This is a genomic window from Nitratiruptor tergarcus DSM 16512, assembly GCF_027946175.1.
In the GTDB taxonomy this organism is placed as follows: Bacteria; Campylobacterota; Campylobacteria; order Campylobacterales; family Nitratiruptoraceae; genus Nitratiruptor; species Nitratiruptor tergarcus.
Genome location: NZ_AP026671.1, coordinates 1468703 through 1483939 on the forward strand (window position 1 = coordinate 1468703; position 15237 = coordinate 1483939).

At 36.9% G+C, this 15237-nt stretch carries 17 protein-coding genes; 3 read left to right on the forward strand and 14 right to left on the reverse strand.

What is annotated here, in order from left to right:
* Window positions 1–86: 86 nt before the first annotated feature.
* Window positions 87–1655 (reverse strand): single-stranded-DNA-specific exonuclease RecJ, encoded by a 1569-nt coding sequence (gene recJ, locus NITER_RS07725; protein WP_084275102.1) that lies wholly within the window; start codon window positions 1653–1655, stop codon window positions 87–89.
* Window positions 1652–3274, reverse strand: a complete 1623-nt coding sequence (gene pyrG, locus NITER_RS07730; RefSeq protein ID WP_084275101.1) for a CTP synthase — start codon at window positions 3272–3274, stop codon at window positions 1652–1654. The genes recJ and pyrG overlap by 4 nt, the downstream gene beginning before the upstream one ends.
* Window positions 3275–3392: 118 nt before the next feature.
* Between pyrG and NITER_RS07735 the strand changes: the two genes are divergently transcribed.
* Both NITER_RS07735 and NITER_RS07740 read left to right on the forward strand, forming a co-directional pair.
* Window positions 3393–3821 (forward strand): DUF302 domain-containing protein, encoded by a 429-nt coding sequence (locus NITER_RS07735; RefSeq protein WP_159445302.1) that lies wholly within the window; start codon window positions 3393–3395, stop codon window positions 3819–3821.
* Window positions 3818–4525, forward strand: coding sequence for a DUF481 domain-containing protein (locus tag NITER_RS07740; RefSeq protein WP_084275099.1), 708 nt, complete (start codon window positions 3818–3820; stop codon window positions 4523–4525). Before NITER_RS07735 ends, NITER_RS07740 begins: the two co-directional genes overlap by 4 nt.
* On the opposite strand, the gene NITER_RS07745 is transcribed toward NITER_RS07740, so the two are convergent.
* The 8 genes from NITER_RS07745 to NITER_RS07780 form a co-directional block, all read right to left on the reverse strand.
* Window positions 4497–7037: a sensor domain-containing protein gene (locus NITER_RS07745; RefSeq protein ID WP_084275098.1), complete on the reverse strand. Its 2541-nt coding sequence runs from the start codon at window positions 7035–7037 to the stop codon at window positions 4497–4499. The genes NITER_RS07740 and NITER_RS07745 overlap by 29 nt on opposite strands.
* Window positions 7038–7200: 163 nt before the next feature.
* Entirely contained in the window at window positions 7201–7788 is a 588-nt protein-coding gene (locus NITER_RS07750) for a M48 family metallopeptidase (protein WP_084275097.1), read from the reverse strand.
* On the reverse strand, window positions 7785–8573 hold the full coding sequence (locus tag NITER_RS07755) for a sulfate/molybdate ABC transporter ATP-binding protein (RefSeq protein WP_084275096.1): 789 nt from the start codon (window positions 8571–8573) through the stop codon (window positions 7785–7787). Before NITER_RS07755 ends, NITER_RS07750 begins: the two co-directional genes overlap by 4 nt.
* Window positions 8570–9238, reverse strand: coding sequence for a molybdate ABC transporter permease subunit (modB, locus tag NITER_RS07760; protein WP_084275095.1), 669 nt, complete (start codon window positions 9236–9238; stop codon window positions 8570–8572). The genes NITER_RS07755 and modB overlap by 4 nt, the downstream gene beginning before the upstream one ends.
* A complete protein-coding gene (modA, locus tag NITER_RS07765; protein ID WP_084275094.1) occupies window positions 9231–9944 on the reverse strand; it encodes a molybdate ABC transporter substrate-binding protein in 714 nt (237 codons plus the stop codon). Before modA ends, modB begins: the two co-directional genes overlap by 8 nt.
* The gene (locus NITER_RS07770) at window positions 9941–10624 is read right to left on the reverse strand and encodes a molybdenum-dependent transcriptional regulator (protein WP_084275093.1); all 684 of its coding nucleotides are present in this window, start codon (window positions 10622–10624) and stop codon (window positions 9941–9943) included. The genes modA and NITER_RS07770 overlap by 4 nt, the downstream gene beginning before the upstream one ends.
* A gap of 73 nt (window positions 10625–10697) precedes the next feature.
* The gene (locus NITER_RS07775; protein ID WP_084275092.1) at window positions 10698–11090 is read right to left on the reverse strand and encodes a hypothetical protein; all 393 of its coding nucleotides are present in this window, start codon (window positions 11088–11090) and stop codon (window positions 10698–10700) included.
* The gene (locus tag NITER_RS07780; RefSeq protein WP_084275091.1) at window positions 11080–11496 is read right to left on the reverse strand and encodes a rhodanese-like domain-containing protein; all 417 of its coding nucleotides are present in this window, start codon (window positions 11494–11496) and stop codon (window positions 11080–11082) included. The genes NITER_RS07775 and NITER_RS07780 overlap by 11 nt, the downstream gene beginning before the upstream one ends.
* Window positions 11497–11644: 148 nt before the next feature.
* Between NITER_RS07780 and NITER_RS07785 the strand changes: the two genes are divergently transcribed.
* Entirely contained in the window at window positions 11645–12025 is a 381-nt protein-coding gene (locus NITER_RS07785) for a hypothetical protein (RefSeq protein WP_084275090.1), read from the forward strand.
* A 14-nt stretch (window positions 12026–12039) separates the two neighbouring features.
* Here NITER_RS07785 and NITER_RS07790 read toward each other — a convergent pair whose 3' ends face one another.
* From NITER_RS07790 to ccoG, 4 genes are read right to left on the reverse strand one after another with little or no spacing between them, the layout of a single operon-like run.
* Window positions 12040–13209 (reverse strand): NAD(P)/FAD-dependent oxidoreductase, encoded by a 1170-nt coding sequence (locus NITER_RS07790; RefSeq protein WP_084275089.1) that lies wholly within the window; start codon window positions 13207–13209, stop codon window positions 12040–12042.
* Between the two features lie 9 nt (window positions 13210–13218).
* Window positions 13219–13437 carry a hypothetical protein gene (locus NITER_RS07795; RefSeq protein WP_084275088.1) on the reverse strand — a complete coding sequence of 73 codons (219 nt, stop codon included), beginning with the start codon at window positions 13435–13437 and terminating at the stop codon, window positions 13219–13221.
* The gene (locus tag NITER_RS07800; protein ID WP_084275087.1) at window positions 13434–13793 is read right to left on the reverse strand and encodes a NifB/NifX family molybdenum-iron cluster-binding protein; all 360 of its coding nucleotides are present in this window, start codon (window positions 13791–13793) and stop codon (window positions 13434–13436) included. Before NITER_RS07800 ends, NITER_RS07795 begins: the two co-directional genes overlap by 4 nt.
* Before the next feature lie 9 nt (window positions 13794–13802).
* Window positions 13803–15236: a cytochrome c oxidase accessory protein CcoG gene (gene ccoG, locus NITER_RS07805; RefSeq protein WP_084275086.1), complete on the reverse strand. Its 1434-nt coding sequence runs from the start codon at window positions 15234–15236 to the stop codon at window positions 13803–13805.
* Window position 15237: the final 1 nt, after the last annotated feature.

The window sequence follows — 15237 nt, forward strand, 5'->3', positions numbered from 1 at the left end:
GTCAAAATGTAGCTATCAGAATATTCTATAAAATTTATAGTAATAATAATCTTAATTTATTTGGATAAAGGTTCTTAGTGAGATCGTTATAGCAGTTTTGTAACAAAGAGTTGGATATATTGAGAATTGTTGAAAATATTTTTGACAGGATAATAAACTATATCGATAGATGACTTGGTGAGTTTTGTATCATGTTTAAATTTTATTGCTTTAAAGATTCTCCCATCTTTTCTCAGCGTCATGAGAAGATGATCCCCATTTTCTCCCACCTCTCTTGCTTCTACTACCTCTACATCCATTGTAGCAAAGCGTGGCATAGGATTGCTCTCCCCATAAGGAGCAAATCTCTCTAAAATATCTATAAGATCCCAATCTATTTCACTAAATGGTAATTCACCCATTATATTTGATTCATCTACAAAGGCATCTTTTGGAAGTTTGGCAGTTGCAGCTTCTATGCCTCTTTGAAACTCTTGTAGATTCTCTTCGTGCAAAGAGAGCCCAGCTGCTTTTTTGTGTCCTCCAAACTTCTCCAAAAAGTGAGCATTCTTTTGCAAAAGCGCAAAGAGATCTACCTCTCCAAGGCTTCTGCCGCTCCCTTTATAGATATTTTCCTTTTTTGTTAAAACAATAGAGGGCTTTTGAAATTTTGTCGTTAGTCTTGCTGCAACAATACCCAAAACACCCTCATTCCAATCCTCCCCGACTGAAACAATCACATTTTTACTCTCATCTACAAACTCTAAAGAGGCCTTAAAAACTCTTCGCTCTTCAGCCTTTCTTTGAGAGTTACAGGCTAAAAGCCTCGCATAATAAACACTAGCAGTAAAAAAATCAGCAGATCGTAAAAACTCTAGTGCTAAGCGTGCATCCTCCATACGCCCAGCACTATTAATGACAGGTGCAACACTAAATCCTAAATCTTCACTACTAAACTCATGTTTTTTGAGAACACTGCGCAAAAACTGTATAGCAGGACGTTTCGATCGTGCAAAGGCTTGTAAACCAGCTTGTAGTAGTGCTCTATTGATATGACGCAACGGCATCACATCAGCAACAATAGCAATACTAAGAATATCAAGAAAGCGGCGCATATCTAAATCGAGTCCCAACTCCCATTTTAGTTGACCTATCAAAAACCATGCAACTTGCGCACCACAAATCTCTTTATAGGGAAAAGTGCAAGAAGCTTGCTTGGGATTGACTATTGCAAAAGCTTCAGGGAGCTTTTCACCAGGTGTATGGTGATCTGCAATAATGAGGTCTATGTCTCTTTCTTTACATATCGCTGCAGCATCATATGCACTTATTCCATTATCAACAGTAATAATAAGATCAACATCTCCTAGCTCATCAATCACTTTGGCACTTAGTCCATAACCATGGCGAAATCTATTTGGAATAATTGTAGTAATAGGATACTCTATATATGAAAAAAACTCCTCCATCAATGCAGTAGAGACTACTCCATCTACATCATAGTCTCCCACAACAGCAATTTTTTCTCTCTTTTCAATAGCTTGCCTGATGCGCTTGGCAGCTTTTTCCATATCTTTGAAAGTGTTAGGTTTAGGAATAGCAGAGAGCTTTACAAAGCCCTCTTGAAAGCGCTCTTCTAAAATTCTTGCTATCGCATCTTTTGTAAGTTTTCTCATTTATGCTCAAGAGAGTTTTTGATAAATGCAGTAATGAGAGGATTTGGTTTTTGTAAATGAGATGTAAATTCTGGATGAAACTGTACACCAACAAACCAAGGATGAATAGTTATCTCCACAGCTTCAATAAGTCCCTCTTCACTCTCTCCACTCACTACCATTCCTGCTTCTTCAAGCATCGAACGGTATGCAGGGTTTGCTTCATAGCGGTGACGATGGCGCTCATAGATAGTCTCTTGATGATTATAAGCTTCCCAAAGCTTTGTATTTGGTTTGACTTTGCATGCATACTCTCCAAGCCGCATTGTTCCACCCATAGGAGAAGTATGTGTGCGGATCTGCTTTTGCCCACTTACATCGATAAATTCATCAATAAGATATATAACAGGATTTTTCGTATTTGGATCAAACTCCATAGAGTTTGCATCCTCTATTCCTAATACATTGCGAGCATATTCAATGATACTTAGCTGCATTCCAAGACAGATCCCAAGATAGGGAATTGTATGCTCTCTTGCATACCGTATAGCTTCTATTTTGCCAAGTACCCCTCTCTCTCCAAATCCACCAGCCACAAGAATTCCATCAACATCTTTGAAAAACTGCTCAGCACCTTCAGCTTCAATGAGTTCACTATCAACCCATTTAATATTGACTCTCGCATCAAGTGCTGCACCAGAGTGTACAAGTGCTTCAGTGAGGGATTTATATGACTCTTTGAGTCCTAAATATTTCCCTACAAAAGCAATTGTTACCTCATCTTTTGGAGCAATGATTTTTTTGACTAAAAGATCCCACTCATCCATATTTGGGTGGAGATTTCCCAAATGAAGCTGATGTGAGATTGGTCCTAAAATATTTTGCCGCTGAAAATTGAGAGGCACTTTATAGATGGTTTCTGCATCTTTTGCTTCAATAACGCTATTTGTAGGAATACCACAACTACGTGCAATTTTCTCTTTCACATCTTTAGGAAGCGGTCGTTCACACCGCGCAATAATCATATCAGGACTGATACCAATTCTACGCAGCTCCTGTACGCTATGTTGTGTAGGTTTTGTTTTGAGCTCGCCAGCTGCTGCAATATATGGAACAAGTGTCACATGGATATTGTAGGCTTTATGCATACCGAGATCGTGTGTGAGTTCACGGATTGCTTCTAAAAAAGGGAGTCCCTCAATATCACCTACAGTTCCACCAAGTTCAACGATGAGTACATCTTTGCCTTTACCCGCTTTTTTGATACGGCTTTTAATCTCATCTACGATGTGGGGTACCACTTGAATGGTTTTTCCAAGATAGTCCCCCTTTCGCTCTCGCTGAATGACTGAAAGATAGACTTGGCCTGTTGTGAAGTTATTGAGACGAGAGAGCTTCACATCCAAAAAGCGCTCATAGTGTCCAAGATCGAGATCAGTCTCAGCGCCATCTGCCGTTACAAACACCTCACCATGCTCAAGAGGGCTCATTGTACCGGGATCTACATTGATATATGGATCTATTTTAAGAATGGAGACATCTAAACCACTATTTTTCAGTAGTGCCCCTATACTTGCGCTAGAAATCCCTTTTCCCAAAGAACTAAGCACTCCGCCTGTTACGAAAATGTACTTCGTCATTGCAGACCCCGTTTTTTAAGGAAAATTTTATCCAATCTATTCTTAAAAAGCGCGCAAACACTCAATCTACACTTCACTCTATTTAGATAAAATATATAAAATTTCCAAAGGAGTAGCTGTGAGACTCTTTTTCCTTACCATCTTTTTTCTCTCATCACTTTTGGCAACACCACACTTAGTAGCATATAAAAGCAAAAAAAGCTTTTCTCAAACCTACCAAAAACTCCTCAAAGAGATCAAAAAACATAAACTCAAGATATTTGCAATTATAGATCATGGAAAAAATATTCAAAAATTTGGAAAAAGGCGTAATCACGCAAAAGTTATTATATTTGGAAGTCCAATAACCGAAGCAAAGTTACTGGGATACGATATGCGCGCAGGACTTGATCTTCCTTTAAGGATATTGATTTTTGAAAAAAAAGGAGAAACGTTTCTTCTCTATAGAAGACCGATAGAGCTTTTGCAATATTACCATTTGCCAAAAAGGATCCTCCAAAGCTCGGACAAATTTTTACGCAATCTCGTCAAAAAGGTTTGTAAATGAAAAAAGTGCTGCTCATTTTCGTAGTACCCTTCATTGCTCTTGCAGCACCGCAAACAAAACTTCGTCAAAAAGTAGAGTTCGGATATTTTGGTACAACAGGAAATAGCAATACCAACTCCATTACTGCTGCTTATCGGTTTTCATATAAGTTTAATAAAAAGAGTAGGTGCAAGTTCTTCGCAGATATTCTCTACTCCAATCGCAACGGACAAACAAATAATGAACGCTATAGAAGTGAGTTTACTCTCTATCACTACTATCGCAAACACCTCTACTCTTTTTTAGAATTAGGTTTCTTGCGCAATACATTTGAAGGGTATAACCAACAATATAGTTTCAATCCAGGATTTGGTTTTCTCATGTTAAAAACAAAGAAACAAAAACTCGATATTCTTGCGGGATATGAACTTCGACGCAACAACTATACAAATCAACCAAGTGATTTTTTTCATTATATAAAAGGAGAAATTCAGCACCACTATAGACTTACAAAGAAAAATAGCATCAAAACAAAACTCTCATTTATTGAAAATTTGCAAGAGAGAGAGGATTTTGAGAGCAACCTTGAAACATCATTGCGGCTTCATATTATCAAGAGATTGAGTTTCAAAATCTCTTTTGAACTCAAATATGATAATCTCCCTCCTGCTGGAAAAAAGAACACAGATACAGTTACTAAAGCGGCAATCGTTTATAATTTTTGATAAACTCTTCAAAATCTTTTACAGGCATAGGACGTGCAAGTAGATATCCCTGTACCTTTTCGCATCCCATCTCTTCAAGAAGCTTAAGTTGAGATGTTCTTTCCACACCTTCGGCAACTATGTGCATATTATAAAGTTTTGCAACATCTATAATAAACTTTGTTAATATCTTATCATTCTCTTTTCTATCTATCTCTTTGATAAAATTTTTGTCAATCTTCAAAGTATCAATAATGAAGTGTTTGAGATAGTATAAAGAGGAGTAGCATATCCCAAAATCGTCAATTGCGAAACGAAATCCAAGATCTTTAAGTGCTTGTAACTGCTTTTGAAAGTCATTAAGATTTCTTATTTGTGCATTTCCAGTTAACTCTAGCTCAATCTTTTGAGGTATAACTTCGCCGCTCTCGTAGAGTTTTTTTATGAGTGGTATAAAATCGTCTCTTTCAAAATCTCTCAGACTCATATTAACAGAGATATAATCAAGAGTCTCTATTTTGCTGGCTATTTGAGAGACCTCTTTAAGTACCCAAAATGTAAGTTGCGATAACATATTGCCCTCTTCCATCAAGGGCAGAAAATCTTGTGGAAAGAGTATGGAATTTCCTCTATTATAATTCCATCGTACTAATGCTTCAGCATGACTACAATATCTCGTTTGTAGATCATATATTGGCTGAAGGTAGAGCGCTAAGTCATTATGAGCCAAAGCTTCTTCTAACTCATGAAGCAAAATACTCTTTTGTAAAAATTGCAACTTTATCTTATCTTCATAAAAAACATACCTGTTTTTCCCCTCTCTTTTTGCTTCATACATAGCAATATCCGCATTTTTAAAAAGCTCTTCAATATCACCCTCTCTAAAAACAACAGCACCTACACTCAAAGTAACTTGCAGTTTTATCCCATCAATATAAAGAGGTTCTTGTAAAGTTTGGAAAATTTTGCGAATAACTACACTCGTTTTTTCCTGAGCTTGCACTTTGTCATGAGGAAGATCTGTCAGTAAAATCGCAAACTCATCTCCACCAAGCCTTGTGACAACATCTACACCACGAAGATTTGATTGAATTTTTTGGGCTATTTTGACTAAAAAAGCATCCCCTATACTATGTCCATAAGAGTCGTTTATTTTTTTAAAATCATCCACATCTATAAAGAGCAAAGCATTATTTTTATCATAGCGTATTGCATGTTTGATAGCTTTATATATAAATTCTGTAAAGACTTTTTTGCGAGGTAGCTTTGTCAACTCATCATAATAGGCAAAAAACTCTGCTTCCTCAATTGCTCTTTTTTCAGCAGTAATATCTTTAACGTACACATTGACAAATCCGTTCTCCAAATCGACAATATCAAAACGAAAATATTTTGAGCCTACCTGTTCTTCGATGGAACTATTTTTATGTGTACATATTTCATCTACTATATGTTCCCAGTGAATAATATTAGCACGCAGTCTCTTTGCACTCTCATTCTCTATAGTGATAGTCTTTTTATTGCAATCTATCTGCATTACAGGGTGAGGATTTTTAAGATAAAACTGTGCAAAGCGTTCTAACTGCTCTTTTGTTTGAACCTCTTTGCCGATATCTTCCATTATTGCCAATCCACCTATCACCTCTCCAGAAGCATCTTTGACGGGGTTGGCAATAAGACGCATATGAAGCTTTTTTCTATCTCCAACTGATTGCAGTTCCCCTTCATATACTACTTTTTCATTAAATTGTAAAACATCACGTAAAATTTTTTCAAAAGAGTTGTTCTGGAGTTTATAGAGATCAAAACCGATTGTTTGTTTTTTTTGCATACCTAAGATCTCTAATGCAGTATTATTCGCATCTAACAAATAAAGATTTTTATCATAAAAAAGTATTCCCAAAGGTGCTGACTCAAAAACCATTTGCAACTCTTTGGTACTTTTCTTAAACTGATGTAAAAGTTTCTCTCTCTCAATAGAGAGGCGGATTGAATGGAGCAAAGTTGTAAAAATCTGTGAAGAAGCGTGGAGCAAAAAGAGATAGTAAACAATGGCCAATATTCCCATTGCAATACCAAATCTATCAGATGCGGTAAAAAACCATACGATGGTTGGCACAAGCATTGAAGTTGTATAAATAATTCCTGATTTTTTATCGGAAGCAAAAGAGACAACAGCACCCGCACTCAATCCCGCTATAACAAATGCAATATAAATTTTGTGAAGGAGATCTGTATCATAAAATATTGTCCAAATCCCTCCAGCCCATACTCCAGCAGTAAGTACTATGCCAATATAATGAAGGATACACAAATGATGTAAATTATATTTTCTTTTTTTAAAAAAGAAGTAGAGTATAAATCGGTAAAGCATAACCACCATTACTGCTATAAGCCATACAAAATGCGAAAAGTGCAAATTGGGGTAGAGCGGATATAACGTCATAATTGCTGCAAAAAAGTTTGCAGCTACATTGCGAGGTATTACAGAAAAGATTCTTATAGCTAATTCATCACGTAGTCTGCTAGACATTATTCACTTTCTCAATATAACTATTTTGCTTAACCATATGCAATATATTACACAAAAGCTTTACCACATAATTATAATTTTATGTATAAATTTTCAAAACCATTAATTATAACCAAAAGTTAATGAAAAATTATTCAAAATTATTCATAATATTATGTTTATATTATATATAGAGGCAAAAATCTTTCAACTCTTTTTCCCTCTCTTTGTACAGAGGGCAGCGACTCGCTACAAGCTTCCAAAACTCTTTCCCATGATGCATATGGCGAAGATGGCAAATCTCATGTATTATGACATAGTCAATAACTCTTGGTGGCAGCATCATAAGTCTATAGGAGAGATTTATATTTCTTTTGCTCGAGCAGCTTCCCCATCGCGTTTTTGCCTTAGAGATCTTAATAAGATTTACCTCTTCACCAAAACTTTCTACCAATTTATGCGTGCAAGGAAGAAGATACTCCCTAGCTTTTTGTATCAAAAAGCTTTCTATATTTTGCTCTATATTTTCGTCGCTATAAAAAGTATCTCCTTTTAATATATACCCTTTCTCTTGCTTTACTATTTTGTGACGCACACCAAGATAGTAAAAGTAGTCTCTTTGAAGCTTTCTAGCAAAATAGTCTTTGTGCTTTTGGAAAAAAGACTCAATAACAGAACTTGGTAAAAACAGTGGAGCTTTGATAATAATCTCTCCATTTTTTACAAAACCTCTTATGCTCTTTCTTCTTTCTCGCACAATTGTATATTTCATAGCAGCTTCAAATCCTCAATAGTTACTTCTACAATATCTCCCACTTTATATGTTTTCTTTTTGGGTAACCGAAAGAGATCTCCCATAAAAGCCACAACAATCTCCTCTTGCAAAACATCTACGATTTCAGCTTTATAGCTTCTTTTATTTTTTCCGATATGATCTTTGGTAAAATCACGCAAAATTTTTCCTCGTTCAATCTCTATAACTCTGGTACTGAGTCTATATATCTCAGCTATATCATGACTTACCATAAAGGTTGTTGTACCAAACTCTTCATGGAGATCCCTTATTTTTCCTTGTAAAAAACTGCGAATAGTAGGATCGAGTGCAGCTAGTGGCTCATCAAGAAGCATAATTTTTGGCTTTTTCATATAAGCTCTTGCTAACGCTACCCGTTGTTTTTGTCCACCACTGAGCTGCGAAGGGTAGCGATCTTTGAGATCAAGCATATCTGTTATTTTGAGTAGATGCATAGCCAGTGCAACATCTTTACGTACAAAAAGGAGATTTTGCAGTACACTCATATTTGGAAAAAGAGCATAATCTTGAAAAACAAAACCTACAGCTCTTTTTTGAGGAGGAAGGCTCTTATTACCAAGCCACTCCTCATCTCCAATCACTATTGCACCTTTAGCTTCCTCAAGACCAGCAAGTACCCTCAAAAAGGTTGTCTTACCACTGCCACTAGCTCCCGTTATTGCAATAAACTCCCCCTCATTGACGCGCATAGAGATCTCTAAAGAAAAGTCTCTTAGCTCTTTATAAATCCCTATTGCTATCATAGCTGTACTTTTTTCGACTTTTGATTGAATATATATACCGCAAGCAGCACTGTAAAACTCAGCGCTACCATAATTGCACTGTAAATATGTGCACTTTTGTAATCAAGAATCTCTACATATTCATATATGGCGATACTTGCTACTTTTGTCTTACCAGGAATAGATCCCCCCACCATCAAAACTACACCAAATTCTCCAATTGTATGCGCAAAAGTTATAATAAGCGCTGTAAGTATGGATGGTTTCATATTTGGCAATATCACATGCATCAATGTTTGCATCCTATTTTTGCCAGCTATAAAGCTGGCTTCTATGAGTGATTTTGGCACGCCTTCAAAACCGCTTTGCAAGGGTTGCACCATAAAAGGAAAACTATAAAGAAGACTTGCAATCACTAATCCTGGAAAACTAAAGAGTGGCTCAATACCAATTGAGGAGAAAAACTTCCCCAAAAAAGTTCCAGGTGAAAAAGCCCATAATATATAAAACCCAAGAACTGTAGGGGGTAGGACAATAGGCATAGAGACAAAAGCTTCTATAATTGGTTTAAAGCGATTTTTCGTAGAAGCCAACCACCAAGCAATCGGTAAACCTATTGCAAAAAGCATAGTGGTAGTTATAGTAGCCAGCTTAAATGAAAGAATAAAAGGTATCCAATCAATCATCTACAATATACCCATACTTTTGAAAAATTTGTGCTGCCTCTTTGGAAAACAAAAAGGTAAAAAAGGCATTCGCATCATCATCTCTTTTTAACATAACAACACCCTGTTTTATTGGGGAATAGAGCTTTGGATCGACTGTAATAAAACGGTCTTGAAGATTTTGCAATGTTTTTGTATGTATAGCAGATTTTGCAATAAATCCAGCATCCGCTACACGCAGTGCATATGAAGTAGTCTGCGCTACGGAATCACCGTAAATCAGTTTATCTTTTAGTTTTTCATAAAGACCGAGATGCTGGAGAACTTCTAGCGCAGCTCTGCCGTAGGGAGCAGTTTTAGGATTTGCAATTGCAATACGTGATGCTTTGGCAATATCTGCGATACTTTTGTATCGTTTACTAAAAATAACAAGCGCGCCTTTTGCATACACAAGAGGTCTTGTGATTGCATATCCCTCTTTGTAGAGTGTTTTGGGATAGTACATGTCTGCTGAGAGAAATAGAGCAAAAGGAGCACCCTTTTTAATTTGCGCAGCGAGTTTTCCGCTACTGCCAATCGAGACTTTTACATCTGTTTGAGGAGATACATTTTTAAAAGCCTTTAAAAGTTCTGGCATCACAAAACTCACATTCGCTGCCACTGCAACATGAATTTTGCCAGCATAGAGCATTATTGCAAAGAATAAAAAAGAAAGAAGCTTTTTCATACTAAACCTTTAAAAATCATAATTTCATGAGGATCAATACAAAAATATATTGCAAATCCTTTAATTTTAAACTTCCCATTGAGGAAAAAAATCTGATCTTCTACTTCGACTTTGACTCTATTTTCACTAATTTTCTCTATCAAGCTCCCTTTAAAGCAATTCTCATCTTTTGCATTCACAGCGCTGGCTTTAAAAACAAACCAGACCTCTTCTCCTAAATGAAGATCCAACTCTTTTAAAGCTTCAGGCGTAATAATTGCTTTAATTTTTTCTTTGCCAAAACTTCCTGTTACAATGACTTCATCTTTTTTTTGCTTTATTTTTTTTACTGTTACATAAATTTTATTGCGTGCAGAAATTTTTGGAACTACAGGATTTTTAGCTATTTTTTGTATCGTTTTATCCGCTTCTTCATAACGCTCTATCAGCTCTTTTGCATAAGGTGTGAGCTCTGAGCCTCCTCCCCTTTTACCTCCCGTTTGTGAAAGAATGAGAGGTTGAGGAGAGAGTGCATTCATAGCACTTACACTCTCCCACGCTTTTTTGTAACTTATTCCAAGCGCTTTTGCTGCTTTATTGATTGAGCCATATTTCTCTATAGCTTTGAGAAGCTCTATGCGCCCTTTTCCCAAAAATCCACGATCTTTCTCATTAAAAAAGAGTTTTGTCCCTATCTCCAAGCTTATCCCTTTTCGTTATATCCAAAATTATATAACCAAAAAGCTTAGGATTTCTTTTTTTGAAAGGTTTTATTTAAAAATGCATAGCTTGACGCATAGCTTGAAAAAGTTGATGCGTAGTTGAAGGCTGTAAACACCCTTTGAAATCAATCTGATTGCGGTAGAGCAGCTTTTTGTTTTCGTAGAGCTCCAAACGCAAAAATCCATCAAAATCGCTTCCCAATGCTTTGGCATAGGCAGATGTACAAGTAGTTACAAAATGGGAAGTTGTACGAAGTATAAAAGGACATTGAGCACTAAATTTATACTCTTGCGCTAAATAGAGTTTTGTAAGTGGATTTTTTGCTTGCAGTTGCAAACAAGTAATCGGTTTTGAAGCTTTTGCAAACTTTTTTTCATAGATTTTTTGATTACATCCAGCAAATAGCAATAGGGCAAAAAGCCCTACGAGAATCTTATATCTCACCTTTATGAGCTTTATGAGCTGCTATCCAATCTTCTATATTACCTGTAAAGACGTAGACATTTTCATATCCCAACACTTCAAGATACGCTTTGACGCGGCTTGCAAAGAGTCCTTTGAGGCAAGCTGTTACAATTGGTGTAGTCTTATCTTCTGGCAAAATATCAAGATAGTTTGTAAACTCTGGATATGGAGTATAATAACTATCTGGAATATCGGCCTCTTCAGCATTTTCACCATTTACTTTAGCTGGTGGGCGTACATCAAGCAAAATCGCTCCTGCCTCTTTTAAAAGCTCCATTGCTTTTTGCATATCAACATTACCAAGCTCTGGCTTATCTTTATTAAGTTCGATCTGCTCTTTGATTCGTTGTGCTATGTTTTGTTCAAATTCTGTGAGTTTTGCCATTCTAGCCTCCTTGCTTTTTATTTATTCAATTATAACGCAACGATAAGAACTATTATGCTACTTTAGTTGCTTTTTATAACGTAACAATCTTTGATACATAGTCTCCTTTTAAGATGTTATAATAAAAAAGACTCTTTAAAGGAAAAAGATGCAGTTTTTTCTCTCAAATAGATGCCCATCATGCAAAAGTGAAGGCAAAAAAATAAAATATGAAAATATATTGGCAAATCTTCGAACTATTGAAAATATAGATCAAAGTAAAGAGTATTTCTACTGCAAAAACCCTGCATGCGACGTTGTCTATTTTTGTGGTTTGCAAACATGGCATAATGCAGATCTCATACGTCCCACTGCCGCAAAATCAAGAGATCCTGAAGCTACTGTTTGCTACTGCTTTGATTATCGCATCAAAGATATCAATACGCATAGCTATACTGCATATAAAGAGAAAAAAGCCAAAGGTTGCGCATGTAGTATGCGTAATCCTAGCGGAAAATGTTGCCACGCACTTTTTAAAAGTTTTTTATAAATTTTGTGCCAGGATTAAAGCCCTGGCAATCTTGGAATCTTTTCTAGTTTAGAATTACGGCAGTACCAGCCCCACCCTTTTTTGAGCCAGTGACCTACAATTGGCATTGGAAGCATAAAGCCCCGCTTATCATCACGGTAGACAAAAGCTGCACCATCACCACTATCCATTACACAGATAATATTGAGATGGTGAATGTAGCTCTCTTTTTTCCCTACTTTTACACCTGCATCTATGGCAATGTTGTTTGCACTGTTGCGTGCCATTACTTCAGCAATGTGTCCCTGTTTTGCTCTCCACTGCGGTCCTTCAATGTAGGCACTATCACCTATTGCATAAACCCCAGGTTTATCTTTTACTTCACAATACTCATCCACTAAAATAAATCCAGCATCACTGAGTGGTAAATCAGAATCTTGAAACACTGGATGACCAGCGTTTGCCGGTATAAACATTGTAAAATCACTCTCTAGAAAGCTATCATCTTCAAAAACTATACCATGTGGCTCAAATTTCTTAATCTTTTTGCCAAAGTGCTTTTTAATGTTTAATTTATTGAAAAAGAGATCCATCATTTTTAATGCTTGTGGCCCAAGTCTCTTACCAGGTTCTGCCATAGTAGCAAAGAATGTAAGTTCAAAGCGATCGCGAAGGCCCTTTTTCTTGAGATAGTTATGGAGATTAAACATCATCTCAAATGCTGGGCCTCCACGCACAGCCGAGCTATCTTTTGGATTGCCGCCAAATCCCATAGCTATCTTACCACTTCGTTTTGCTGCTACTAGCTCATCAATGCGATCGCGCATCTTGATAGCATCTTCAGGCTCGCCACAGATGGAGAGATAGTTTTCACTTCCCTCATGCTTGACTTTACCAGCCCCCATAGCAATTACCAAAAAATCGCCTTGATATTCACCCTTTTTGCCAATTGCTTTTTTATTTTTAGCCTCAATCTGTACTATCTCATCTTCAATCCAAGTAAACCCATGTACCTTTTGCAAATCTTCTAGTGGTAAACAGACATCAGCAAACTCTGCCTCATATACAGGAACCCATATAGAAGTAGGATAGATATACATATAGGGTCTTGGTGAGATGAGATCAACTGCAAAACCCTCTTTTCTCAAAAAGATTGCCGCTTCGACACCGGCAAATCCACCCCCTAATACAATCACCCTTTTCATAGCAGACTCCTAGTAGTGTAAAATTCTTTCTTGTTGTGGAATCTTCACCTCTTCATATCCCACATCTTTAAAGTAGTGTTTTGCCAAAGTGTAAAAAACTCCTAACAAAAGACCTGTTACAATCACCCACATGATAGCTTTACGCTTTTCAGGTGAAGCTTTTCCTTCATAATCCTCTAATTCTCGAAGTGTTGGTTCTCCCTGTTCGTTAAAACCCTCTTTTTTCATGCATGCCCCTGATGCCGTACAAATTTTTCTATATTATTTTGATCAATTGCTTGGAGGTTTCCTTTTCGGAAACCTTCAAGTGCATCACTAAGTAAAATTCTACCCTCCCCAGGATAAAAAATCGCAACCCCATTTTGCGATAAAAGAGCAAAAGGTTTTATACCGATATGCTGTGTAATAACTGCATCAACTCCCCTATGTAGCAGCCATTCAACAACAGCCAATCCTCCATCATGAGGATTGGTTTCAATTGTTATTTTTCCATCATCGATAAACGCAAACCATTTTGCATGCCCAAAAAGAGGCGACAGAGGCGGATTATCTCTTTGAAATTTTACAGGAACTGCAATTTTCATTCTTTTATCCTATTTTTTAATATGTTTTTGATAAATATCCCAACGAGGGAAGACAAAGATCGTATCTCTATAGACCACAATCTTTTTCGGATCATCAACCGCATAGGCTTTGATCTTGATTGGTATTGGTGTATCTTTTTGTGTGTTTTTTACCAATACCTTATCTGTATAGAGTATGACAACTTTTTTCACTTTTTTACCAGGTATAACACTAAATGGTTTACTTGGTCTTGCAATCTTAATATCTTTATTGTTTACTATTTCAAAGTAGTACTTATGCTTTTTATTCTCTGTATTTTGGAAGAGGAATACGTATGTATTTTTAACCCTTCCATCTGGCTCTATTTTATAGAGCTGGCTTGTTCTATTAATATTGAGAAGCATATGCTCTTTTTTACTTCCCATCCAAAAGAGCGCTACAAATGCAATAGTGAGCATAACAATATATGCAATGATTCTAAAGCGAAAGACTCTTGTCTTCTCACCAGTCTCTAATGCATGGTAACTTGTCCAGCGCACCAAGCTCTCTTTCCCTAAAGCTCCCATCACTTTTGTACATGCATCTGCGCACTCTAAGCAGTTGATGCACTCTAGCTGCATCCCTTTACGTATATCGATATGGGTAGGACACACTTTTACGCACGATTCACACAAGGTACACTCAGCTTCCTCTTTTTGGGCTTTGAGCTCTTTTTTATTATGCACTATGAGGTTTCCGTGCTCATCATAGATGCGTCCACCTCTTTTATAGTCATAGACTGTTTGGAAGGTGTCTTCATCATAGAGCACCGACTGCACTCTTGCGTAGGGGCAGATATAGATACAGAAATTCTCTTTAATAAATACTACATCTGCGATTAAAAAGAGAGCGGTTCCAATCCAAAACCCCATTAAAATGGTATGGTTTGCCGGATCTTGAATATATTGGAAAAAGTCCTCTGGTGGCACGAAGTACCAGATGAAATCTGCTGCTGCGATGAAAGCTAGAACTGACCAGAGCAAGATTGCTATAAGCTTTTTCACCTTATTCTCTGGTTTACTCATATCTGGCTCAATTTGCTTATTACTGATACGTTTTCTCAGATGCAGCAGTTTTGTCTCTATTAAGTCTCTATAAATCACACGAAAGATTGTCTGTGGACAGCTCCATCCACACCAGACACGCCCTCCAAGGGTTGTGATAAAGAAGATCCCAAAAAAGAGAATCCAAAGCAAGAACGGCATCAAGTAGAGCTCTTGCATATCAAAGCGCACGAAAAAGAGGTGCAGCTGCTTATGATCAAAGTTTAACAAAAAGAAGTGATTACCGTTTATACGTATCCACGGCAACACCAAACTGATTACTGTTACGAGCCCAAATACTATATACCTCTTGTATCTGTATGGTACCCAGTTCTTGAGGTACTCTTTGGCTCGGTTCGGTTTTGCTGTTGCAGTTGCCATT

Bases quoted from the DNA above. Each gene is read 5' to 3' on its own strand.
- recJ (WP_084275102.1), bottom strand. From the start codon at position 1,655: ATGAGAAAACTTACAAAAGATGCGATAGCAAGAATTTTAGAAGAGCGC.
- pyrG (WP_084275101.1), bottom strand. From the start codon at position 3,274: ATGACGAAGTACATTTTCGTAACAGGCGGAGTGCTTAGTTCTTTGGGA.
- NITER_RS07740 (WP_084275099.1), top strand. From the start codon at position 3,818: ATGAAAAAAGTGCTGCTCATTTTCGTAGTACCCTTCATTGCTCTTGCA.
- NITER_RS07745 (WP_084275098.1), bottom strand. From the start codon at position 7,037: ATGTCTAGCAGACTACGTGATGAATTAGCTATAAGAATCTTTTCTGTA.
- NITER_RS07750 (WP_084275097.1), bottom strand. From the start codon at position 7,788: ATGAAATATACAATTGTGCGAGAAAGAAGAAAGAGCATAAGAGGTTTT.
- NITER_RS07755 (WP_084275096.1), bottom strand. From the start codon at position 8,573: ATGATAGCAATAGGGATTTATAAAGAGCTAAGAGACTTTTCTTTAGAG.
- modB (WP_084275095.1), bottom strand. From the start codon at position 9,238: ATGATTGATTGGATACCTTTTATTCTTTCATTTAAGCTGGCTACTATA.
- modA (WP_084275094.1), bottom strand. From the start codon at position 9,944: ATGAAAAAGCTTCTTTCTTTTTTATTCTTTGCAATAATGCTCTATGCT.
- NITER_RS07780 (WP_084275091.1), bottom strand. From the start codon at position 11,496: ATGGCAAAACTCACAGAATTTGAACAAAACATAGCACAACGAATCAAA.
- NITER_RS07785 (WP_084275090.1), top strand. From the start codon at position 11,645: ATGCAGTTTTTTCTCTCAAATAGATGCCCATCATGCAAAAGTGAAGGC.
- NITER_RS07790 (WP_084275089.1), bottom strand. From the start codon at position 13,209: ATGAAAAGGGTGATTGTATTAGGGGGTGGATTTGCCGGTGTCGAAGCG.
- NITER_RS07795 (WP_084275088.1), bottom strand. From the start codon at position 13,437: ATGAAAAAAGAGGGTTTTAACGAACAGGGAGAACCAACACTTCGAGAA.
- NITER_RS07800 (WP_084275087.1), bottom strand. From the start codon at position 13,793: ATGAAAATTGCAGTTCCTGTAAAATTTCAAAGAGATAATCCGCCTCTG.
- ccoG (WP_084275086.1), bottom strand. From the start codon at position 15,236: ATGGCAACTGCAACAGCAAAACCGAACCGAGCCAAAGAGTACCTCAAG.